The organism is Kitasatospora purpeofusca (genome assembly GCF_034043715.1).
Lineage (GTDB): Bacteria > Actinomycetota > Actinomycetes > Streptomycetales > Streptomycetaceae > Kitasatospora > Kitasatospora purpeofusca_A.
The window spans coordinates 34461-55666 of record NZ_JAXCLC010000052.1; the positions used below are offsets into that span (position 1 = coordinate 34461).

Below are 21206 nucleotides of genomic sequence, written 5' to 3' on the forward strand. Positions count from 1 at the left end.
CAGGACCACGCGGCGTCGTCGGCGAGGCCGGCGGCGTCCGCGTCCGGGTCAGCGCTGGGCGCGCAGCCGGCGGACGGTGAGCACCATGCCCGCGCCGAGCGCGGCGAGGCCGGCGGCGATGCCCGCGAGCAGGCCGTTCGGGGTGTCGGCACCGGTCTGGGCGAGCTCCGGGGTGCCGGCCGGCGCGGTGGTGGCCGGGGCGGTGGTGGGGGTGCTCTTCGGCGCGGCGGGGGCGGGCGCTGCGGCGGGTGCGGCGGCAGGTGCGGCCGGCTTCGCGGTGGCGGCGGGGGTGCTGTCGGAGACCGGCACGGGCTGGGCGGCGGGCTTCGCGGTCCCGGCGGGCTGGGCGGCGGGCTTCGCGGGCGCGGTCGGCTTGGCGGCGGGCTTCGAGGGGGTGGTGGTCGGAGCGGGCTTGGCGGCCTTGGGGACCTTGACCGTCATCTCCTTCTGCGCCCACTCGCTGCGCGACCCGTCCTCGCCGGTGGCGCCGAGGCCGACGTAGAGGAGGTCGAGATCGGCCGGAGCGTCCGCGGTGAGGCCGACGCGGAACGTGACGTGGTTGGCGTGGCCGTCGGCGACCGGCACACCCTTGGCCGGGGTCGCGAACAGCGTCGGGTCGCAGCCGCGCCGCAGCGAGAGCTTCTGCCAGCTGCCGTTGGCGTTGTACTCGACGGCCAGGTACTTGGAGGGCAGGTAGGAGACGCCCCCTTCGCCGTTGCCGGCCAGGTGGGCGGCGAGCGAGAGCGTGGGCACCACGTTGCGGTAGGGGGCCCCGGTGAAGTTGCCCACCTCGACCGGGATGTCGACCTTCGGCCCGCCCGCGGTGACGGCCAGCGAGGGGGTCATGAAGAAGCTGATCCCGGGGGCTCCGTCGTGGCCGGCCGCCTCGGTCTTCGGGGACTCGGCCTTCGGGGCCCCGGCCTTCGGTGCGGCCGCCTTCGCGGCCGTCTTCGGTGCGGCCGCGACCGGCTCGTCCGACGAGCCGCAGGCCCAGGAGGACTCGGCGGTCAGCAGCTGGACGGAGCCGGCGAGCAGGACGGTGGCGGCGACGGCCGCGACGCGGCGGTGGACGACGGTGTTCTTCGCGGAAGCGGGCATGACGGACGTGCGCATGACAGGACCCCCCAAGGTCTGGTGTCGTGGTGGTGGTGTGTGGTTTCGAAGGTGGCCGGATCGCTCCATCGCGTCGGAAGCGCCCCCCGGTCTGGCCGGTCATGCTCTCTCCCGCGTCCTTCGCTGGTACAGACAGCGATCCGGGAGCGGCAGTTGCAGGACGAACCAAAGATTCCGATGACTATTTTCGGTGCATCCAAGGTCACGGTCGGTGATCGAGAACCGCCCACTTGGACTCATAGGTATGACTGGTCAGATTCTTGTGGTTCGTCCAGTTCGGTGACTTTTTCGCCGTTCCGTGAGGACGACACGCCGGGGCGGGTACGTCTTCGCGTCCACCACCCGGGCGACGCGGGTGACCGGAACGTCGAGGACGCACCCGTATGCCGCCTGGCAACCCTGGCCGGATCGTCCGGAGTCTGGCCGCGCTCGTGCTGGTGTCCACCGCCGTGCTCCCGGCCGCGCTCGAACTGGCCGGGCCCTCCCCGTTCGGGGTGATCGGAGCCGGCGCCCCGGCCGACCGCGCGGTCCCGCCGCACACCGCGGTCCAGCACGCCGAGCTGCGCACCGCCGGGGACGCGCCGACCGTCGACATACGGCGGACCGGCGACCCGGCCAACCGGATCACCCTCGTCCTGCTCGGCGACGGCTACACCGCCGAGGAGCAGGACGAGTTCCGCGAACAGGCCGACCGGGCCTGGCGCGCGCTGATGGAGATCGAGCCGTTCCGCAGCTACCAGGGGTTCTTCAACATAAGGCGGGTCGAGGTGGTGTCCCCGGTCTCCGGCATCGCCGAGACCGAGAGCCGTGGCCGCAGCCCCGCCACCCCGCTCGGCATGCACTTCTGGTGCGAGGGCACCGCCCGGCTGCTCTGCGCCGACGAGGAGGCGACGGCCCGGTTCGCCGGCCGCGGCGAGGGCCCGCAGTACCTGATCGCGCTGGCCAACTCCACCGAGTACGGCGGAGCCGGCGGCACCGGGGTGACCACCCTGGCCGGCGGCAGCCCCGACGCCGGCCGGATCATCCAGCACGAGATCGGGCACACCGTCGGCGACCTCGGCGACGAGTACGACAGCGCGCCCGACGACGCCGACTACCCCAACCTCTCCACCGAGAACGCCGACGACATGCGCCGCAGGCAGTCCAAGTGGTGGCGCTGGCTCGGCGCGGAGTCCCCGGACGGCGCCGGGACCATCGGTGCCTACCGCAGCGCCAACGGCATCTACCGGCCCACCCCGGACTCGGTGATGCGCACCCTCGGCGGGTCCTACAACCTGCCCTCACGGGAAGCGATCATCGAGGAGATCTACCGCCGGATCCGGCCCACCGATGCCGCCGTGCCGGCTCCCGGCGACGTCACCGGCCGGCCCCGGCTGGAGGTCCGTCCGGTCCCGCTGACCGGCGCCCGGCAGCTGCGGGTGGACTGGGCGGTGGACGGTGTCCCGGTCGAGCCGCAGGCGGCGGACCGCAGCTGGCTGGACACCGCGTCGCTGCCGCTGGAGCCCGGCCGCGCGGCGACCGTCACGGCGACCGTCCGGGACACCACGGACTGGGTGCGCGACGAGGCTTTCCGGGAGCGCTACATGACGCGCTCGGTCTCCTGGACGGTGGCCGGCTGAGCCTGGACGGGAGGAGGACGGGGGCGGCCCGGCCCTGGGCATCCAATGATGGGATGACTAATCTGGGGCCACTATGACCGTGGAGCCAGCCCGTCCAGCCCGCCCCCTGTCCGCCTCCGCTCCTCGCGCCACAGCCGACCGCATCCGTGGGACGACCGCCGGGACCACCACCGGGACCACCGGCGGTCCCACCGCCGGCCCCCGGCAGCCGCCCGGGGGCCGGGCCGCCTGGACCGCCTGGTCCATCGGAGCCGCCGTCTACGTCCTGGCCGTCATCCACCGCACCAGCCTCGGGGTCGCCGGCCTGGACGCCGCCGACCGCTTCGGTATCGGCGCCTCGGCGCTCTCCACCTTCTCGATCCTCCAGGTCCTCGTCTACGCGGCCATGCAGATACCCGTCGGCGTGCTGGTCGACCGGTTCGGCCCGCGCAAGGTCCTGCTGCTCGGCGTCCTGCTGCTCAGCACCGGCCAGCTCGCCTTCGCCTTCTCCGACGCCTTCGGCCCCGCGCTCGCCTCCCGGGCCGTGCTCGGCTGCGGCGACGCGATGACGTTCATCAGCGTGCTGCGGATCGCCGCCCGCTGGTTCCCCGCCGCGAAGAACCCGCTCGTCGCCCAGCTGACCGGCCTCGCCGGGATGAGCGGCAACCTGGTGACGACCGTGGTCCTCGCCCAGGCCCTGCACAGCGAGGGCTGGACGCCCACCTTCACCGCCATCGCCCTGCTCGGCATCGCCGTCTTCGCGCTCGTCGCGCTCTTCCTCCGCGAGGCGCCGGAGACGCGGGAAGGGCCGGAGGAGCCCTCGCCGGTCGTCGAGCCGGCCGTCGCGGCGACCGGACGGCCCCGGCCCGCCGTCGGCCGGCAGGTCCGGGACGCCTGGCAGGAGCCGGGCACCCGGCTCGGGCTCTGGATCCACTTCACCACGCAGTTCCCCGGCAACGCCTTCGGCCTGCTGTGGGGCCTGCCCTACCTGGTCCAGGCCCAGGGCATGACCCGCGCCGAGGCCGGCGGGCTGCTCACCCTGCTGGTGCTCGCCAACATGAGCTTCGGCTTCCTCTTCGGCCGACTGCTCTCCCGGACCTCCCGGGCCCGGATGCCGATCGTGTTCACCACCATCGGCGTCACCGCGCTGCTGTGGGCGGTGACCCTCGCCTGGCCCGAGGGCCGTCCGCCGCTCTGGCTGCTGGTCGCGATCATCCTGGTGATGGGCAGCAACGGCCCCGCCTCGCTGGTCGGCCTCGACTTCGCCCGCGCCCGCAACCCCGTCGAACGCTTCGGCACCGCCTCCGGCATCGTCAACATGGGCGGCTTCATCGGCACGATGATCACCCTGTTCGGCATCGGCGTCCTGCTCGACGCCCTCACCCCGGCCGGGGCGGGCGGGTACTCGGCGAGCGCCTTCCGGTGGGCCTTCTGCTGGCAGTACGTGCCGATGGCGGTGGGCACCGTGATGATCCTGCGGCTTCGGCGGAGGCTCGCGGCGGAGGCGGTGTAGCGTTTCTGACCTGCGGAAATTGGGGCAACCCTCAGTGAGACCGAGGGTTGCCCCCGTTTCCGTCAGCCCCGGTACTCGCGCATGAACTCGGCGATCTGCGGCGGTGTGCCGAAGATCCGGGCGCCGTGCATCTCCACGAGCACGTTCTCGTGGCCGCCGGCGGGCGTTGTTCCGGGTTCCGGTCCGGACCGGGCCTCGTCCCGCATCCGGACCAGGTCCACGATCCGCAGCTTCGGGCAGCCCGGGACGGGTCGGCTGCCCCGGATCCCGACGTGTTCCCCGCCCGGGCACTCGAAGTACGGGCCGAACGGCGGCCCGCTGTCGTCCGGGCCCGGCAGCCGGAGGCTCATCTCCCCGTGCCGGCAGTGGACCGTGCCGTCGGAGCGGACGGTCAGGCCCGGCCAGTCCTCGTGCTCGATCCGCGCGACGACGTACACCTGCTGCCCGATCGCCTCGGTGAGGGTCTCCGCCATCCGCCGCTGCTGGGTGGGGATGTCGGTGTCCCCCCGCCGGATGGAGGGGAGAAGCTCCCGGGTGACCCACTCCTTGAACGGCTCGGCGTTGGGCTTCGTCGACCTCATCACCATGGTGTAGAGGCCGCCTTCGCTGATCACCCCGATCGCGGGATTTCCTCGGACATAGGCTTTCTCACCTGCGGAAACACCGTTGTACTCAGAATTTCTGAGGTTTACCGAGCGCAGATCGACCGTACGCGCGTCCTCGGGTTTCACGATCTTGATCGCCTCGCTCGGGTTGGTTCGCCCCAAGATCCGGCACACGTCCGCCGTGACGAACCACGGCTCGCCGTCGATCATCACGACCCTGATCGGCTGGCCCGTGACCGGGAAGCTCGACCGGACCAGCTCCATCCGCCCCTGCATCGTCTGTTCGTCGTCCATCTGGACGCCCCTCCTTCTTCCGGGTGACGCTGCCCGGAACAACGACGGCGAACAGGGGGGGGTACTGGTTCCAACATGCCGTACGGGAGCACGAGGCGCACTCGCCCGGCGCGCACGGTCCGTGTACGCCGGGCGAGTGAATGGAGGGGCTACGGGGTGACGGAGAAGCCGGCCAGGACGCGGTCGCCGAGCTCCCGGTCACCCTCGACGATCACCGGGCCGGGGCGGCCGCGGCCGCAGGCGAGGCGGACGTAGGTCTCCCAGTCGAGGGTGAGCTGGACGTCGGGGGCGAGGCTGACGGACTCGTCCACGCTGCCGCGACCGGAGGAGTCGACCCGGACGGTGCGCAGGAACTCGACCGGGCCGGTGACGTCGACGACCAGGGTGCTGCCGGCCGGGGCGCCGGCCCGGTTGGCGACGACCTTCGGCAGGCCCTGGAGCAGGACGTCACGGGCGACCAGCGCGGCCGGGGAGTCGAGGTTGCCCGGCGTGCCGAGGGCGCGGCGGAGGTCCTGCTCGTGCACCCAGACGTCGAAGGCGCGCAGCCGGAGCAGCTCGTGGTACGGGATGTCGCGGCTCTGCGGGCCGGCCGGCCAGCGGACCGGCTCGTTCGGCAGCTGCTTGGCGTTCCGCAGCGCCCGGGAGCGGCGGATGATCGTGTAGTCCAGCTCGCCGGTCATCTCCAGCGCGGTGTGGCAGCGCCGTTTGTCGACGGGCAGTTCGAGGTAGCGGGCGGCGTCGGTGGTGACGTGCAGCAGGTCGCGGGGCAGCGAGTGGATCGGGCGCGGGTCGCCGAGGAGTTCGGACTCGACCGCGATCACGTGCGAGACGATGTCCCGGACCGACCAGCCGGGGCATTCGGTGGCCCGGTTCCAGGAGCCCTCCGGCAGCGGCGCCACCAGTTCGGATATCGCCTCGATGGACTGCGTCCACGCGTCGGTGTACGCCTGCACGGTCTGGTTGTCCGTCACGGGAATCTCCGGCCCTCCGTCAGCTGCCTTGCCACGCGTGTGCGCGCGTTCCGGGACCGGTCGGGAAGGTCCGGGTCCCGGGCGCACACGCTAACCGCACGTTACGCTGCCGGATGAGAGCAGGGCAGCGCTTTCGGGTGACGATCGTAGGACTCTTGCCGTGGACGGTGGTACTGTGCGCGCTTCATTGATCCAACTCGCGGTTTCCGACACGGAGCCCCCGGCCGAACGGCGGGCCCGCGCGGCCGCCCTGGTACGGGCCCAGCGGGGATCCGACCTGGTGGTCCTGCCCGAGCTGTGGGCGCTCGGCGGCTTCGCCCACGACCTCTGGTCGGACGGCGCCGAGGCGCTGGACGGGCCGACCTCGGACGCGATGGCGGCGGCGGCGAAGGCGGCGAGCGTCTGGCTGCACGCCGGTTCGATCGTCGAGCGCGATCCGGACGGCCCGATCTACAACACCTCACTGCTGTTCGCCCCGGACGGCGAGCTGGTGCACACCTACCGCAAGATCCACCGCTTCGGTTTCGACAGCGGCGAGGCGGTGGTGATGGGCGCCGGGCAGGAGATCGTCACCGCGGTCACCGACGTCGGCACGCTGGGCCTGGCGACCTGCTACGACCTGCGCTTCCCGGAGCTGTTCCGGGCGCTGCTGGACGCCGGTGCGCAGGTGCTGGTGGTCCCGGCGGCCTGGCCGGCGCGGCGGCGGGAGCACTGGACGCTGCTGAACCGGGCGCGGGCCGTGGAGGAGCAGGCGTACGTCCTGGCCTGCAACACGGCGGGCACCCACGGCGGGGTCGAGCAGGCCGGCCACAGCATCGCGGTGGACCCGTGGGGCCGGGTGCTGGCCGAGGCGGGGCCCGGCGAGGAGGTGCTGACCGTGGAGTTCGATCCGACCGAGGTGGCCAGGGCGCGGGCGGAGTTCCCGGTGCACCGGGACCGGCTGCTCGGCATCCCGGCGCCGGTCCAGCGCTGACGGACCCCCCCCCGGGGACGGGCCGTGGGACCGGACGGGACGGGCCCGGGGCCCGGACACACGGTCGGGGGCGCGGGCGGGCGCATGTGGGGGGCTTGTACACAGCGGTGTCCTTTTTGAGAAGATGAGCCCTCGTCGTGTTACCAGCCGTTCTTCCGCCGGTCTGTCCCGTCAGGCCGTCGGCCCGCCCGAGGAGGTCGCGCGCATGTTCGGCACCGGCGCGGGCGGCACCCGTCCCGTGATCCAGCGCAACAGCCTGCGCGAGCAGATCGCGGGCGCGCTGCGCGAGGAGATGATGGCCGGCCGGCTCGCGGCCGGGCGGAACTTCACCGTCAAGGAGATCGCCGAGCTCTACGGGGTCTCGGCGACCCCGGCCCGCGAGGCGCTGGTCGACCTCGCCGCGCAGGGGTTGCTCCGGGCCGAGCACCACCGGGGCTTCACCGTTCCCGAGTTCGGCTGGGACGACTTCCTCGAGATCTTCGAGTCCCGCGTGCTGATCACCGACAGCTACTTCCGCCGGCTGGCCGCGCACCCCGGTGCACCGGACGACAGCCGGCTGCCCTCGCTGCGCCGCCGGGCGGACGCCGCGGTGCGGGCGGCCCGGGCGGGCAACCTGGACGTGATGGTGGGCTGCGACCGCCGGTTCTGGCAGGAGGTCGCCGGCCTGCTGGGCAACCGCCGGATCGCCGACTACCTGGACTGGCTGCGGGTGCAGTCGTGGATGTTCGCCGCGCGGTACCTGCGGTCGATGCCGGAGCTGGGCGGGGTCTGCTGGGACAGCCACCTCGACCTGGTGGACGCGATCGAGGCGCGCGACGTGCCGCGCGTGCACCGGATCGTCTGCGAGTACAACCTCTTCACCGTCGGACTGCTGGCCGAGCTGGCCGGGCAGCAGGTGGAGACGGTGGGGGTACTGCCGCTGCTGACCGGACGGCCGGTCGCCGCGCCGGGCGGCCCCGGGGCCCAGGACGGTCCGGTGGCGGCCCGGGCTCCCCGGACCGCTGAGGAGCCGGCTGAGGAGGCGGAGGCCGGGAGCGCCCTGCGGCCGGACAGCGCCGCGCGGCTCCCGTGGACCGAGGGAGGCGCCGGGCCGGAGCAGTCGGCGCCGGGCACCGCGCCCCACCCTGAGGAGCCGGGCCGGGAGGCCGGTGGCGCCCGGGGCCACGAGCGCGAGTCGGGCCACGAGCTGGGCCGTGAACTGGGCCGTGAACTGGGCCTGGGCCTCGGCCTGGTGCCGCAGCCGAGGTCGGTCCCCTACGGACGGTTCGGCCGCCGACTGCCCGAACCGCCCTCCGGCCGACTGCCCGAGGGACGGCCCGGTCCGCATCGCGCGCCGGGCCGGTAGGGTGGGCGGTCGTTCGTCCCGGCCGCTCCTCGTACCGACCGTCCGGGTACCGATCCCCGCCCATCCGCCGTCCGCCGCCGCGCGGCCGGTTCCCGCCGCCCGGAGAGGAAGAGCCGGCCCATGGCCTGCGACCTCTGGCTCGTCCCGCTGGTGGACGTACTGAGCCACAGCCCCGACAACCCGTTCCGGGACGACCTCGCGCTCTACAACCGGGTGCTGGCCGACAACGGCCTGCCCGAGATGCCGGTCTACCGGTACGTGCCGGGACTCAGCGGGGCGGTTGAGCCGATAGCCGCCTTCGACTACGACTCGCTGCACTTCCTGCGCCGGGCCTACCTGCTGGGCCTCACCGGCCTGGACATCACACCGGTGGACGCGCTGGGCGGGGACTACGAGCAGCTGCTGGAGATGTTCGAGAGCAGCGCCGAGCAGTCGCACCTGGTCTGGCACTTCGACCACGCCGGCGCCTATGTGCCGATCGAGTTCGCCGCCCCGCTGGTGGAGGAGTCGCTGCTGGCCTCGGGCGGGCCGCTCGGCTCCAGCCACGGGCTGCTGCGCGAGCTCCAGGCCGTGGCCCCGGCGCTGGGCATCGACCCGCTCGACCCGCCGGCGCCGACCAGGCCGCTCGGTCCGACCGGCCTGGAGCAGCCGTTCGGGCCGCCGCTGGACGACCTGCACCCGTTCGCCCGGGAGCGGCACGCCTGGGCGGGCCTGTACTCGGCGGCGACCCGGAGCCTGCACCAGGGCTCGATGGTCGTCTTCGCCTGAGCCGGCTACCGCCCCGCCGCCTACCGCGGGCCCCTGGCCGCCGCCCCCGCCGCTCGGACGCTCGCCGCCGCTCGGACGCCCGCCACTGCTCGGACGCCCGCCACTGCTCGGACGCCCCCCACCGCTCGGACGCCCGCCCGCGCTACCGCAGCGGCCCCTCCGGCGGCCGCTGGCGCGGCATGGTGGGCCTGGCCCCCGGCGGCGGCAGCACCCGGACCTGGGCCCCGACGCCCGGCTCCGTGCGCCCGCCCCAGCTGCCGGAGCCCTGGGTGGGCAGCCGGGTCATACCGGCCCGGAACTCCAGCATCCACTCCGAGGTCTCCGTGCGGACCATGTCCGAGACGTCCTCGCAGAACCGCCGCAGCACGCCGAGGCACCGCTCGGCGGCCTCGCCCGCGGTCCCCTCGGTGGGGCCGAGCACCTCCCGGACGCACTCCGACGCCCAGTCGAACTGGAAGGCCTCCAGCCGGCGCTGCAGCGCCTGCGCGGTGGAGACGTCGCGCATCCAGCCGGAGGTCAGTCCGAATGCCCGGTCCGCGCCGTAGCAGGCACCGGCCAGCGCCAGCCCGACGTAGCCCCAGCCGGAGGCGTGGGAGACCGTCCCGGTGAGGTCGACCAGCGGGGCGGTGACCCCGCCGACCGCGAAGCCGGTCGTGCCGAAGCGCAGCAGCCGGGCCCAGCGGCGCTTCCAGATCCGGTCCCGGCGGTACCAGTCGATCGCCTCGACCGCCCGCTCCTCGGACCAGCGGTACAGCTCCTCCAGCCGCTCGGCGGGCTCGCCCCAGTCCCCGAGCGGGAACTGGCGGGCGCTCAGGTCGGACCGGTGGCGGGGCGACGCGCGGTGCGCGAGGGCCGCGGCGGGCGGATCCTCCCCGCCGATCTCCTTGCCCCAGGCACTCTCCTCGGGCTGCATTTCCGGCTGGCTCACCTGTGGGGCTCCCTGTGGCGGGCGGACGGCTGGTCTGACTGGTCCCGACTGCGCGCGGACTGACGTGTCGTCGGCCTGACGGCCGGTGAAACGCCGGACAACGCGCCGTACACGCCGCCGTTCCGGGGCGGGTACGGGTGTCCCGGGGCGGCACCGCCGACGGCAGCCGGCGGTGGTCCAACAGCACTTCTTACCGCCAAATGGCTGACCATGGGGCCGCTTCACCAATGATCGTTATCGGATTCGGCCGCAGGATCCCGAGGTGGGAGGGTTGCGGCGGTCGGCGGGATTTCACCCGTCCGAGGGAGTCTCCGGCGACCCGCTGTCCTGACCCGGGCACCGCGGGGGGCTCCGGCACCTCCCGGACCGGACGATCCTCCGAGGCCGTGCGTGTACCCGAGACCCTCGGTTGTCTCTTCCTACGGGACCGGGGAGCAGCCGGAACCGGCCACCGACTACCCTTTCCCAGCGTGAAGGTCCTCGTCATCGGCGGCGGCGCCCGCGAACACGCCCTGTGCCGCTCTCTGTCCCAAGATCCCGCCGTGACCGAGCTGCACTGTGCCCCGGGCAACGCCGGGATCGCGCAGGTGGCGACGGTCCACCCGGTCGACCAGCTCGACGGCGCGCAGGTCACCGCGCTGGCCGGGCGGCTCGGCGCCGAACTGGTCGTGGTCGGCCCGGAGGCCCCGCTGGTCGCGGGCGTCGCCGACGCCGTGCGCGCGGCCGGCATCCCGGTGTTCGGCCCGTCCGCCGAGGCCGCCCTGCTGGAGGGCTCCAAGGCCTTCGCCAAGGACGTGATGGCCGGCGCCGGCGTACCCACCGCCCGCTCCTACGTCTGCACCACGGCCGCCGAGGCGGCCGAGGCCCTGGACGCCTTCGGCCCGCCCTACGTGGTGAAGGACGACGGCCTGGCCGCCGGCAAGGGCGTCGTGGTCACCTCCGACCGCGCGGAGGCGCTGGCCCACGCCGGGGCCTGCGAGAGGGTGGTGATCGAGGAGTACCTGGACGGCCCGGAGGTCTCGCTGTTCGCGATCACCGACGGCACCACCGTCCTCCCGCTCCAGCCCGCCCAGGACTTCAAGCGCGCCCTCGACGGCGACCAGGGTCCCAACACCGGCGGCATGGGCGCCTACTCGCCGCTGCCCTGGGCCCCCGAGGGCCTGGTCGAGGACGTCCTGGCGACCGTGCTGCAGCCGACCGTGGACGAGCTGCGCCGCCGCGGTACCCCGTTCTCCGGCCTGCTCTACGCCGGTCTGGCGCTGACCTCGCGCGGCACCCGGGTGATCGAGTTCAACGCCCGCTTCGGCGACCCGGAGACCCAGGTCGTGCTGGCCCGGCTGCGTACCCCGCTGGCGGGCGTGCTGCACGCCTCGGCCACCGGCACCCTGGACCAGCTGGAGCCGCTGCGCTGGGACGAGGGCGCCGCGGTCACCGTGGTGATCGCCGCCGAGGGCTACCCGGCCGCGCCGCGCACCGGCGACCCGATCGAGGGCCTGGCCGAGGCCGAGTCCGCCGACGGCACCGCGTACGTGCTGCACGCCGGGACGAAGGCGGACGGCGAAGGCCGGGTGCTGAGCGCCGGGGGCCGGGTGCTGTCCGTCACCGCGACCGGCGGCGACCTCGCCGAGGCGCGCGAGCGGGCGTACCGGTCGGTCGGGCGGATCTCGCTGGCCGGTGCCCAGCACCGCGGGGACATCGCCCTGAAGGCCGCGCAGTAGCGGCCGCCCGCCCCCGTTCTCTCCCCGGGCCCCCGGCACGCCTCCGCGCGCCGGGGGCCCGGGCGTTCCGGGCCGCGCCCTCCCGCCCCGCCGGCAGCCGTCGCCCCGGCCCCGCGGATCCGCCCGGCGCGAGCCCCGGCGCGGGCGCCCGCCCCGCACTCTCCGCCGCGCCCTCGTGGACAACCCCCATGGACGCAGCGCGCCCCGGTGTTTCCGGGCCGGGTGGGACGGGAGCGACACCCGGTGCCGCCACACCGTTCGGTCCCCGGAATCCAGCCCATCGAGTGACAGCGCCCGCATCCGGCTGACGTAACCGGCTGCCCGGCCTTATGGTGCGCTGGACCACGGCGCCACAGGTCGGGCCGCTTGCGGCCGCCGCCGGGTAAGGGTGGTCGTGCGGGGGGATGCTGGACGGCGTCCGGCCGGACCGGACCCGCCGGGCGCTTCCCGGGGGCGGCCGTCCGGTTTTCGGGCGGTGTCACCGGGACGAGTGGAAACCGGGGCGATCCGGAACACCCACCCGGACCCGGGCGTCGAAAATGTCGTAAGCGCCACGCAGCATGTACTACCGGGGCTCGGACACCACCGTTTCCCGGTCGGAACTGATCGTTTCGAATCGGCTCAGGGCCCCGCCACGGGTGTCCCGGGGCTCCGAAGGGGGTGCCGCACCGTATGGCAGCTGTCGACATCGCGCGCGCTCACGCCCAGGCCGTCCTGCGGATCAGAGGTCTCGCCCTGGCCGCCGCCGCGCTGCCCGCCGCCACCGCGGTGGTGCTGCTCGCCGGCCGGTTCACCGGGCGGATCGGTGCCCCCGGCTCCCCCGACGGGGCGGGCTGGGACATCGCCCGCTGGACGGTCTGCGCGGTGGCCGCGCTGACCCTCCTGGTGGCCGGGCTGGCCGCCCGCGCCTACCGCCGGGCCGTCCCGCCGCAGACCCCGGCCGTGCCGCTGGACCGCGCCCAGGCCCCCGAGCTGTACCGGCTGATCGACGAACTCGCGGACCGGCTGGAGGTCCCCGCGCCGTCCGCCGTGGCGCTCACCCCGGACTGCGACAGCTGGCTGGAGGAGGTGCCCGCGCCGAGGCCCCGCCGCTCCCGGGCGGCCGGCCACGAACCGACCGCCCCGGTACTGGTCATCGGCTCGCCGTTCCTCTGGTGGATGCGGGCCGGTGAGCTGCGGGCCCTGCTCGCCCCGGTGGTGGCCGGCACCGCCGCCGCCGCGGACCCGGAGATCGCCGCCGCCCGGCACTTCCTGCGCGGGCTGGACGCCAGTCTGGACGCCGGCCCCGCCGACGGACCGGCCGGCCTCCCCGGGGACTGCGCACCGCGCCCGCCCCGCCGGGGCCCGGTCGCCCTGACCGACCGCCTCACCGACCGGATCGCCCGCCGGCTGCTGGGCGCCTGCCGCGAGCACGCCGCCGAGCTGGAGCGCTCCGTCGCCGGCTGGGCCTCCGAGCAGGCCCGCGGCGTCGACTACGGCCTGCGGATCGCCGCCCAGGAGCAGGTCGGCCTCGCCTACGCGTGCTGGGACCGGCTGCTCACCCGGGTCGCGCTGCCCGCCTGGCGGCTCGGCCGGCACCCCGCGCACCTGAACGCCGGAGTGGTGGCCGCGCTCACCGAGCTGTCCCGGCGCGACCGGCTGGCCGACGGCTACAGCAGCCGGCTCGGCGACCGTCCGGCCTGCGACCTGCTGGAGGAGCCGGGCGAGGTGGACGCCGCGGTCTCCCGGCTCGCCGCCGAGCTGTTCTTCGGGGCGCCCGCCTCCGGCGCCTGGCGCGAGCTGGAGTGGGTCGACTACCCGGCCGAGGTGGTGGACGCCGGCTGGCGGGCCCGCACCGCCGCCCTGCAGTCGGCGCTGGACCTGCTCGCCCCGCAGGCCCGCCCCGGCGCCCCGACCCTGACCCGGCTGCTGGGCCGACTGGCCGACGGCGATGGCGAGCGGCTGGCCGCCGCGCTCGCCGCCCAGCTGGCGCGCACCACCGCGCCCGCGCCGCTGCTCGAGCCGGTCCGGTCCGGGCGGGACGTCCTGGTCGACCACGTCACCGCGATGGTCTGCTGCGCCGCCGTGGACACCGCGGGCGCCGTCCCCGGTCTCGACTGGCTGGACGGCCCGGTGCTGCTGCTCGGCGGGGTCCGCCGCACCGACCTGGCCGAGCCGGTCGCCCAGGCCGTCGAACAGGGCCAGGACGGGCCGCTGCGGGCCTGGCTGGACGCCGCGGACGTCCGGCTGGAGAAGCCGGTCCGGCTCTGACCCCGGCTCCGACCGGCCCCTCGGGGGCGCGAGCCCCGAGGGTGAGCGCCCCCGGCCGGACCGGTCGCCCCGGGTCTTCGCAGGCCGGAGGCCGTCCGTCCGGCGGCCCGGAAGATTCCCGCCACTAGTTGCTACCGTGGGGTGACGCAGCGCCAGCACGGTGTGGTGTATTAGACCGCACGCACATCCGGGAGGCACGTGCCAACCGGCCGAGGTGCACCTGGGAGGGGCGCGCGTGGGGACCGAACTCAACCGCCGCTGGGAGTCCGGGACGCACGCGCACAGCGTCTCCGACCCCTTCGGCCAGGGCCCGCTGCCCTGGCTGCGCAGCCCGGACCAGTACGTCGCCGGCGCCGAGAGCGCCGAGGTGCCCTGGTACGTCTCGGTGGACGCGCCCGGGCAGCGCCCGGTGCCGGGAGGCGTCGACCAGACCGGGGCGCGGGGCAGACCGGCGGTCGGCAGCCCGCTCGGCGCCAACGACGAGGAACAGCAGATCAAGGGCTTCGCCTCGGCCGGGGTGGTCCGCCCCGGCGGCTCGGTGGACCTGCGGGTCACCGTCAACCCGCTCCGCGAGTTCACCGTCGACGTCTTCCGGATCGGCCACTACGCGGGCGACGGCGCCCACCACATGACGTGCAGTCCGCTGATCGCCGGGATGTCCCAGCCGGCCCCGATGGTGGTCGGCCGGACCGTCTCCTGCCACCACTGGTGGCACACCTGGCGGCTGCAGATCCCGCAGCACTGGCGGCCCGGCGCCTACGTCGCCGTACTCACCACCGCCGACATGCTGCACCGCAGCCACATCCCGTTCACGGTGCGGGACTTCGAGGACGGGAACCGCTCCGCCGAGCTGCTGCTGGTGCTCCCCGACGTGACCTGGCAGGCGTACAACCTCTTCCCCGAGGACGGCCGCAGCGGCGCGAGCCTCTACCACGCCTGGGACGGCGGCCGGCTGGTCGGCGAACCCGAGGCGGCCGTCACCGTCTCCTTCGACCGGCCGCACGCCACCGCCGGGCTGCCGCTGCACGTGGGCCACGCCTACGACTTCATCCGCTGGGCCGAGCGCTACGGCTACGACCTCTCCTACGCGACCGCCACCGACCTGCACGCCGGTCTGGTCGACGCCTCCCGGCACCGGGCGCTGGTCTTCCCCGGCCACGACGAGTACTGGTCCGAGCCGATGCGCCGCGCCGCCGAACGGGCCCGGGACGGCGGCACCTCGCTGGTCTTCCTCTCCGCCAACACCATGTACTGGCGGGTCGAGCTGAGCCCCGGCCCCTCCGGCGAGCCCAACCGGATGCTCAACTGCCGCAAGCGCCAGAAGGTCGCCCCGGGCAGTCCGGCGGCCGGGGTGCCCGGCGCCGCCAGCGCGCTGTGGCGCGACGCCGGCGAGCCCGAGCAGCACCTGCTCGGGCTGCAGTACTCCGGCCGGGTCGCCGCACCGGTCCCGCTGGTCGCCCGGCACACCGCGCACTGGCTGTGGGACGGCACCGGCGTCCAGGAGGGCGAGGAACTGCCCGGGCTGGTCGCCGGCGAGGCGGACCGCTACTACCCGAAGGTCGCCCTGCCCGAGCACAGCGAGCGGGTGCTGCTCGCGCACTCCCCGTACCGGGACCTGGCCGGCCGCACCCGGCACCAGGAGACCTCGCTCTACCGGGCGCCCAGCGGCGCGTACGTCTTCGCCTCCGGCACCTTCGCCTGGTCGCCCGCGCTGGACCGCCCGGGGCTCACGGACGAGCGGATCCAGCGGGCCACCGCGAACCTGCTGGACCGGCTCTGCAAGAACGGCTGACCGCCGCGGCCCGGGGTCCGGCCCCCGGGCCGGGCCGGTGACCATGACAGACTCGGTCCCAGTGACCTCCCCTTTCGCGCCCCACGCCCGCGAACGACCCCTGAGGACTGAGACGATCTTGAGCGGATTTGTCACCAAGCCCGAGCCGGTCCAGGTGCCCGGCCTGGTCCACCTGCACACCGGCAAGGTGCGCGACCTGTACCGCGCCGAGTCGGGTGAGCTGGTGATGGTCGCCAGCGACCGCACCTCGGCCTACGACTGGGTGCTGCCCAACGAGATCCCGGACAAGGGCCGCATCCTCACCCAGCTCTCGCTGTGGTGGTTCGAGCGGATCGCCGACATCGTGCCCAACCACGTGCTCTCCACCGAGGTCCCGGCCGGCGCCCCCGCCGACTGGAAGGGCCGCACCCTGGTCTGCCGCAGCCTGGACATGGTGCCGGTCGAGTGCGTCGCCCGCGGCTACCTGGCCGGCTCCGGCCTGGAGGAGTACCGGGCGTCCCGCACCGTCTGCGGCATCGCGCTGCCCGAGGGCCTGGACGACGGCTCCGAGCTGCCCGCCCCGATCTACACCCCGGCCCTCAAGGCCGAGGTCGGCGAGCACGACGAGAACGTCGCCTACGAGGAGACCGCCCGCCGGGTCGGCGCCGAGCTGGCCAACCAGCTCCGCCGGACCACCCTGGACGTCTACTCCCGGGCCCGGGACATCGCCCGCGACCGGGGCATCCTGCTGGCCGACACCAAGTTCGAGTTCGGCCTGCTGGACGGCGAGCTGGTGATCGGTGACGAGGTGCTCACCCCGGACTCCTCGCGCTTCTGGCCGGCCGACCAGTGGGAGCCGGGCCACCCCCAGCCCTCCTTCGACAAGCAGATCGTCCGTGACTGGCTGACCTCCCCGGCCTCCGGCTGGGACCGGAAGAGCGAGCAGCCGCCGCCGGAGCTGCCGGCCGAGGTCGTCGACCGGGTCCGCGCCAAGTACGTCGAGGCCTACGAGCGGATCACCGGCCTCACCTGGGTGTGAGACCGGGCGGGGCGCCCGCGGGCCGGCGGTCAGATCCAGCCGTGCTCGCGGGCGATCCGCACCGCCGAGTGGCGGTTCTCCGCGCCCAGCTTGGCGACGGCCGAGGACAGGTAGTTGCGCACGGTGCCCTGGGAGAGCGAGGCGCGTTCCGCGATCCCGGCGACCGAGGTGCCGTCGGCGGCCAGCTCCAGCACATCGGTCTCGCGCGGCGTCAGCGGCGTGTCCCCGGCGGAGATCGCGTCCGCCGCGAGCTCCGGGTCCACGTACCGGCCGCCGGCCCGGACGGTCCGGATGATCCCGGCCAGGTCCGCCGCGGAGACGGTCTTCGGCAGGAAGCCCCGGACACCGACCTCCAGCGCCCGCTTCAGATAGCCGGGGCGGCCGTGACCGGTGACGATCATGCAGCGGCAGTCCGGCAGCAGCGCACGCAGCCGGGTGGCCACCTCGATGCCGTCCAGACCGGGCATCTGGAGGTCCAGCACCGCGATGTCCGGCCGGTGCGCCTCGGCCATCGCCAGCGCCTCCGGGCCGGAGGCGGCCTGCGCGACCACGGCGAGGTCCTCCTCCAGGGCGAGCAGCGCGGCGAGCGCGCCGCGGATCAGGTGCTCGTCGTCGGCGAGCAGGACGCGGACGGGCGCGGGGTCGGTCATCGGCGGGCCTTCCGTACGGCGGGGGTCAGAGCGGGACGCTGGCGAGCAGCCGGAAGAGCCCCGGCCCGGCGGCCGGGACGGTCAGCTCGCCGTTGTGGGCGGCGAGCCGTTCCCGCAGGCCGCTCAGGCCGGTCCCGCCGCCCTGGGAGGGCAGCGGCACGGCCGGCACCCCGTCATTCTCCAGTTCCAGCAGGGCCCGGCCGCCCTCGCGGCGGAGCCTGATCGAGCAGTGGCCCGCCTCGCTGTGCCGCAGCACATTGGTGGTGGCCTCGCGGATCACCCAGCCGAGCACCGACTGGACCGCCACCGGCAGCTCCTCGGTGTGCTCGCCGAGGTCGATCTCGCAGACCACGTCGGCGGAGCGGAGCACCGCCCGGGCGCCGACCGCCTCGGCGTGCAGGGCCGCCGTGCGGTAGCCGCGGACCACGTCGCGGACCTCGCGCTGGGACTCCTGGGCGATCTGCTGCACCTCGGCCATCTGCTCGGCGGCCTCCGGGCGGCCGCGCCGGGCCAGCTGGACGGCCAGCTCGCTCTTGAGCGCGATGGTGGTGAGGTTGCGGCCCATCACGTCGTGCAGGTCGCGGGAGAACCGCAGCCGCTCCTCGGCCACCGCCAGCCGGGCCTGGGCCTCGCGGGCGGTGTCCAGCTCCTGGACCACGGACTGCAGCCAGGCGAAGCTGCGGCAGCTGCAGCCGATGAGGAGCATGACCAGCCCGCTGCCGGTCAGGACCCCGAGCGAGGTCCCGAGGGTGGCGCCGGTCAGCAGCAGCGGGGGGAGGACGGAGACCAGGGCGACGGCCCCGGCGAGAGCCGCCCGGAGCGGGGGCAGCCCGACCGAGGCCGGGCCGAAGGCGGAGAAGAGCATGGTGCTGGCGACCGGGGCGGTGAAGGCCACCAGCTCCCCGCCGGAGGCCGTGTCGACCCGGGGGCCGAGCAGCAGTACCGCCCAGGAGCCGGCCACCGCGACGCCGCCGTTGAGGGCGAGCCAGCGCAGGTGGTCGGTGGGCCGGTTCAGGTAGTGGTCCAGCGAGGTGCGGTAGGCCCGCAGGGTGAGCAGGGTCTGGGCGAGGCCGAGCACCAGGGCGACCCGGGAGGCCGGGTCGGTCCGGGAGTCCGGGTCGGCCGAATTGATCAGCAGGGTGAGCGGCAGCGGAGCCAGCGCCATCAGGTAGAGCGACCAGCGGAGGTAGAGCTCGGAGCGCTGGGGCTTGGAGCGGTCCCGCCACCTGCGCACCGGATTCACGACGCCCACCTGTTCCGCCCCCTGCTCCCTCAAGATCGTGTCCGGCCTTCCTACCAGAGGCCGGGGCACGGGTGGACCCCCGGTCCGGATCCGGACCGGGGGGCGGTGCCGGAGCTCAGCGGCGCGGCTCCCAGCGGAACCAGCGGACGGCGCCCCAGACCGCGAGGGCGAGCCAGACGCTCCCGGTGACCAGGTGCGGTGCGGCGGTGGCCCAGGTGCCGGCGAAACCGGTCGGGGCGGCCGAGCCGTCGGTGCCGAACCAGCCGACCCGGACCAGCTGGAAGGCCGGGGTGGTGGGCAGCAGCCGGCAGATGTCGGCGAGGCGCTCCGGCATGACCTCCAGCGGGAAGAGCAGCCCGGAGCCGAACTGCGTGAGCAGCAGGACCGGCATGGTGGTGATGCCGGCGCTCTCCACGGTCCGGGTGAAGGCGCTGGAGACGGCGGCCAGGGCCATCAGCGTCGCGACCACCAGGGCCAGGCCGACCACCAGCAGCAGCGGATTGACCGGTGCGGTGAGGTCCAGGGCGGTGGCGCCGACGACACCGATCACCCCGCACATCAGCAGGGCCAGGCCGACCGAGGGCACGGCGGTGCCGACCAGGATCTCGGTGTCCCGGGCCTCTCCGGTGCGCAGCCGCTTGAGCACCAGCTCGCCGCGGCGGGCCACGTAGGCGGCGGTCAGGTTGTAGTAGACGACGAAGGCCAGCACCATGCCGACCGCGCCGTTGACCAGCAGCGAGTCGACGTCCAGGCCGGGGCTGCTCCCGGCCTGCTGGTCGAGGATGTTCTTGAGCCCGCCGATCAGCAGGACCGGCAGCAGCACGGCGGTGAACAGGGCGGTCCGGTTGCGGAGCAGCAGGACCCCCTCGGCCCGGCCGAGGGCGAGCAGCCGGCGGACGACGGTGCTCCGCGGCCCGATGCCGGAGGGCCGGGTGCTCCGCGGACCGGCGGTGGTGGTGGCGGTGGTCATCGGGCGAGTCCGATCAGCTTGCGGCGGGCGGGGGGAGCGGCGGGGGTGTCGGCCGGGGGCCGGTGGCCGGCCTCGGAGGCGATGGCCAGGAAGGCCTCCTCCAGCGAGGCGCTGCGGGCGTCGAGGGCGCCGAGCGCGATCCCGTGCCGGTCGGCCCAGCCGAGCAGTTCGGTCAGGGTGGCCTGGAGGCCGGGCGTCTTGACGGTGACCCTGCGGCCGTCGACGGTGACCGTGGCGCCGGTCAGCGGCGGGAGGGAGGTGCCGGCGAACGCGGGCAGTTCGAAGCCGATCCGGGACGGGCGACCGGCGATCACCTCGGCCACCGTGCCGGCCGCGACGATCTGCCCGCCGTGCATGATCGCCAGCCGGTCGGCGAGCTCCTCGGCCTCCTCCAGGTAGTGGGTGGTGAGCAGCACCGTGGTGCCCTCGGCCCGCAGCTCGCGGACCAGTTGCCAGACGGCGGCGCGGGCCTCCGGGTCGAGGCCGGTGCTCGGCTCGTCCAGGAACAGCACCTCGGGCCGTCCGAGCAGGGCCATCGCCAGGTCGAGGCGGCGGCGCTCGCCGCCGGAGAGCTGCTTGACCCGGACGTCGCGGCGGTGGCCGAGGCCGACCAGCTCCAGGGCCTCGTCCAGCGGGCGGGCGTGGCTGGTGAGGCCGGTCCAGGCCCGGCCGGTCTCGCCGACGGTGAGGTCGCCGGGGAAGCCGCCCTCCTGGAGCATGATGCCGATCCGGGAGCGGACCGAGGCCCGCTCCTGGTGCGGGTCGTGCCCGAGCACCCGGACCCGGCCCCCGGTCGGGGCGGCCAGGCCCTCGATGAGTTCCATGGTGGAGGTCTTGCCGGCCCCGTTGGTGCCCAGTAGGGCGAACAGCTCGCCGCGGCCGACGGTCAGGTCGACGCCGCGGACCGCGTGGTAGCGGTCACTGCCGGCGCCGTAGTGGCGGTGCAGGTCGGTGACCTCGATCACGTGGTCGCCGGCGGCGTGGGGCTGGCTCGTTTCCATGCCCCAAGCCTTCCGCCGGCCGGGCCGCGCGGGCAGTGCGCGGTCTCACCGGAACCCGGTGCGGATCCACGGGTGGGCGATGACAAATGTCATGGGTGCCGCCCGGAATGGGCGGGCCCGGCGGAATCCCGAGCGATCCGGAAGCGGATCCGGAAGCGGATCCGGGGGCCGGCCGTCCCGGCGGATCCGGAGCGGGAAACGCCGAAGGGCCCTCTCTTCCGAGAGGGCCCTTCGAACTGCGAGCGGACGACGAGATTCGAACTCGCGACCCTCACCTTGGCAAGGTGATGCTCTACCAACTGAGCCACGTCCGCAGGATGGAACTATTGAATTGTACTGTGCTCGCTTACTGCGAGCGGACGACGAGATTCGAACTCGCGACCCTCACCTTGGCAAGGTGATGCTCTACCAACTGAGCCACGTCCGCCTGGTGCCTGGGGCACCCGCCGCCTCTCC

The 21206-nt window shown here is 74.5% G+C and carries 17 protein-coding genes and 2 tRNA genes; 9 read left to right on the forward strand and 10 right to left on the reverse strand.

Features of this window, described 5'->3' with window-relative positions:
* Nucleotides 1–48: 48 nt before the first annotated feature.
* Complete coding sequence (locus SM793_RS24655; protein ID WP_320440470.1) at nt 49–1113, reverse strand: hypothetical protein; 1065 nt, start codon at nt 1111–1113, stop codon at nt 49–51.
* 383 nt (nt 1114–1496) lie between these two features.
* On the opposite strand from SM793_RS24655, the gene SM793_RS24660 reads away from it, so the two are divergent.
* Nucleotides 1497–2732 carry a M64 family metallopeptidase gene (locus SM793_RS24660; protein WP_320440471.1) on the forward strand — a complete coding sequence of 412 codons (1236 nt, stop codon included), beginning with the start codon at nt 1497–1499 and terminating at the stop codon, nt 2730–2732.
* Nucleotides 2733–2805: 73 nt separating this feature from the next.
* A complete protein-coding gene (locus SM793_RS24665) occupies nt 2806–4224 on the forward strand; it encodes an MFS transporter (protein ID WP_320440472.1) in 1419 nt (472 codons plus the stop codon).
* A gap of 62 nt (nt 4225–4286) precedes the next feature.
* Here SM793_RS24665 and SM793_RS24670 read toward each other — a convergent pair whose 3' ends face one another.
* Both SM793_RS24670 and SM793_RS24675 read right to left on the reverse strand, forming a co-directional pair.
* Nucleotides 4287–5123, reverse strand: coding sequence for a Bro-N domain-containing protein (locus SM793_RS24670; RefSeq protein WP_320440473.1), 837 nt, complete (start codon nt 5121–5123; stop codon nt 4287–4289).
* 149 nt (nt 5124–5272) lie between these two features.
* Nucleotides 5273–6094 (reverse strand): maleylpyruvate isomerase family mycothiol-dependent enzyme, encoded by an 822-nt coding sequence (locus SM793_RS24675; RefSeq protein ID WP_320440474.1) that lies wholly within the window; start codon nt 6092–6094, stop codon nt 5273–5275.
* Nucleotides 6095–6269: 175 nt separating this feature from the next.
* Between SM793_RS24675 and SM793_RS24680 the strand changes: the two genes are divergently transcribed.
* The 3 genes from SM793_RS24680 (at nt 6270) to SM793_RS24690 (ending at nt 9180) form a co-directional block, all read left to right on the forward strand.
* The gene (locus SM793_RS24680; RefSeq protein ID WP_320440475.1) at nt 6270–7067 is read left to right on the forward strand and encodes a carbon-nitrogen family hydrolase; all 798 of its coding nucleotides are present in this window, start codon (nt 6270–6272) and stop codon (nt 7065–7067) included.
* 205 nt (nt 7068–7272) lie between these two features.
* The gene (locus SM793_RS24685) at nt 7273–8412 is read left to right on the forward strand and encodes a GntR family transcriptional regulator (RefSeq protein WP_320440476.1); all 1140 of its coding nucleotides are present in this window, start codon (nt 7273–7275) and stop codon (nt 8410–8412) included.
* 120 nt (nt 8413–8532) lie between these two features.
* Nucleotides 8533–9180 carry a hypothetical protein gene (locus SM793_RS24690; protein ID WP_320440477.1) on the forward strand — a complete coding sequence of 216 codons (648 nt, stop codon included), beginning with the start codon at nt 8533–8535 and terminating at the stop codon, nt 9178–9180.
* Between the two features lie 142 nt (nt 9181–9322).
* Here SM793_RS24690 and SM793_RS24695 read toward each other — a convergent pair whose 3' ends face one another.
* Nucleotides 9323–10108, reverse strand: coding sequence for an SLATT domain-containing protein (locus tag SM793_RS24695; protein WP_413816028.1), 786 nt, complete (start codon nt 10106–10108; stop codon nt 9323–9325).
* 470 nt (nt 10109–10578) lie between these two features.
* Here SM793_RS24695 and purD point away from each other — a divergent pair, with 470 nt between their 5' ends.
* The 4 genes from purD (at nt 10579) to SM793_RS24715 (ending at nt 16886) form a co-directional block, all read left to right on the forward strand.
* Nucleotides 10579–11826: a phosphoribosylamine--glycine ligase gene (gene purD, locus SM793_RS24700; protein ID WP_320440478.1), complete on the forward strand. Its 1248-nt coding sequence runs from the start codon at nt 10579–10581 to the stop codon at nt 11824–11826.
* 672 nt (nt 11827–12498) lie between these two features.
* Nucleotides 12499–14076, forward strand: coding sequence for a hypothetical protein (locus tag SM793_RS24705; RefSeq protein WP_320440479.1), 1578 nt, complete (start codon nt 12499–12501; stop codon nt 14074–14076).
* A gap of 235 nt (nt 14077–14311) precedes the next feature.
* The gene (locus SM793_RS24710; RefSeq protein WP_320440480.1) at nt 14312–15868 is read left to right on the forward strand and encodes a N,N-dimethylformamidase beta subunit family domain-containing protein; all 1557 of its coding nucleotides are present in this window, start codon (nt 14312–14314) and stop codon (nt 15866–15868) included.
* A 118-nt stretch (nt 15869–15986) separates the two neighbouring features.
* Entirely contained in the window at nt 15987–16886 is a 900-nt protein-coding gene (locus SM793_RS24715; protein ID WP_320440481.1) for a phosphoribosylaminoimidazolesuccinocarboxamide synthase, read from the forward strand.
* A gap of 29 nt (nt 16887–16915) precedes the next feature.
* Here the strand turns inward: SM793_RS24715 and SM793_RS24720 are convergent, their stop codons facing one another.
* The 6 genes from SM793_RS24720 to SM793_RS24745 all read right to left on the reverse strand — a co-directional run bounded on the left by SM793_RS24720 (nt 16916) and on the right by SM793_RS24745 (nt 21177).
* Nucleotides 16916–17536, reverse strand: a complete 621-nt coding sequence (locus SM793_RS24720) for a response regulator transcription factor (RefSeq protein WP_320440482.1) — start codon at nt 17534–17536, stop codon at nt 16916–16918.
* Between the two features lie 25 nt (nt 17537–17561).
* Nucleotides 17562–18779 carry a sensor histidine kinase gene (locus SM793_RS24725; protein WP_320440483.1) on the reverse strand — a complete coding sequence of 406 codons (1218 nt, stop codon included), beginning with the start codon at nt 18777–18779 and terminating at the stop codon, nt 17562–17564.
* Between the two features lie 115 nt (nt 18780–18894).
* Nucleotides 18895–19749, reverse strand: coding sequence for an ABC transporter permease (locus SM793_RS24730; RefSeq protein WP_320440484.1), 855 nt, complete (start codon nt 19747–19749; stop codon nt 18895–18897).
* Nucleotides 19746–20750 (reverse strand): ABC transporter ATP-binding protein, encoded by a 1005-nt coding sequence (locus SM793_RS24735; RefSeq protein WP_320440485.1) that lies wholly within the window; start codon nt 20748–20750, stop codon nt 19746–19748. Before SM793_RS24735 ends, SM793_RS24730 begins: the two co-directional genes overlap by 4 nt.
* Before the next feature lie 241 nt (nt 20751–20991).
* A tRNA-Gly gene (locus SM793_RS24740) sits at nt 20992–21064 on the reverse strand.
* 40 nt (nt 21065–21104) lie between these two features.
* Nucleotides 21105–21177, reverse strand: a tRNA-Gly gene (locus SM793_RS24745).
* Nucleotides 21178–21206 lie beyond the last annotated feature (29 nt).

What these genes read in the sequence shown, in the direction of transcription:
- SM793_RS24655 (WP_320440470.1), bottom strand. Translation starts at nt 1,113, where the DNA reads ATGCGCACGTCCGTCATGCCCGCTTCCGCGAAGAACACCGTCGTCCAC.
- SM793_RS24660 (WP_320440471.1), top strand. Translation starts at nt 1,497, where the DNA reads ATGCCGCCTGGCAACCCTGGCCGGATCGTCCGGAGTCTGGCCGCGCTC.
- SM793_RS24665 (WP_320440472.1), top strand. Translation starts at nt 2,806, where the DNA reads ATGACCGTGGAGCCAGCCCGTCCAGCCCGCCCCCTGTCCGCCTCCGCT.
- SM793_RS24670 (WP_320440473.1), bottom strand. Translation starts at nt 5,123, where the DNA reads ATGGACGACGAACAGACGATGCAGGGGCGGATGGAGCTGGTCCGGTCG.
- SM793_RS24685 (WP_320440476.1), top strand. Translation starts at nt 7,273, where the DNA reads ATGTTCGGCACCGGCGCGGGCGGCACCCGTCCCGTGATCCAGCGCAAC.
- SM793_RS24690 (WP_320440477.1), top strand. Translation starts at nt 8,533, where the DNA reads ATGGCCTGCGACCTCTGGCTCGTCCCGCTGGTGGACGTACTGAGCCAC.
- SM793_RS24705 (WP_320440479.1), top strand. Translation starts at nt 12,499, where the DNA reads ATGGCAGCTGTCGACATCGCGCGCGCTCACGCCCAGGCCGTCCTGCGG.
- SM793_RS24720 (WP_320440482.1), bottom strand. Translation starts at nt 17,536, where the DNA reads ATGACCGACCCCGCGCCCGTCCGCGTCCTGCTCGCCGACGACGAGCAC.
- SM793_RS24730 (WP_320440484.1), bottom strand. Translation starts at nt 19,749, where the DNA reads ATGACCACCGCCACCACCACCGCCGGTCCGCGGAGCACCCGGCCCTCC.
- SM793_RS24735 (WP_320440485.1), bottom strand. Translation starts at nt 20,750, where the DNA reads ATGGAAACGAGCCAGCCCCACGCCGCCGGCGACCACGTGATCGAGGTC.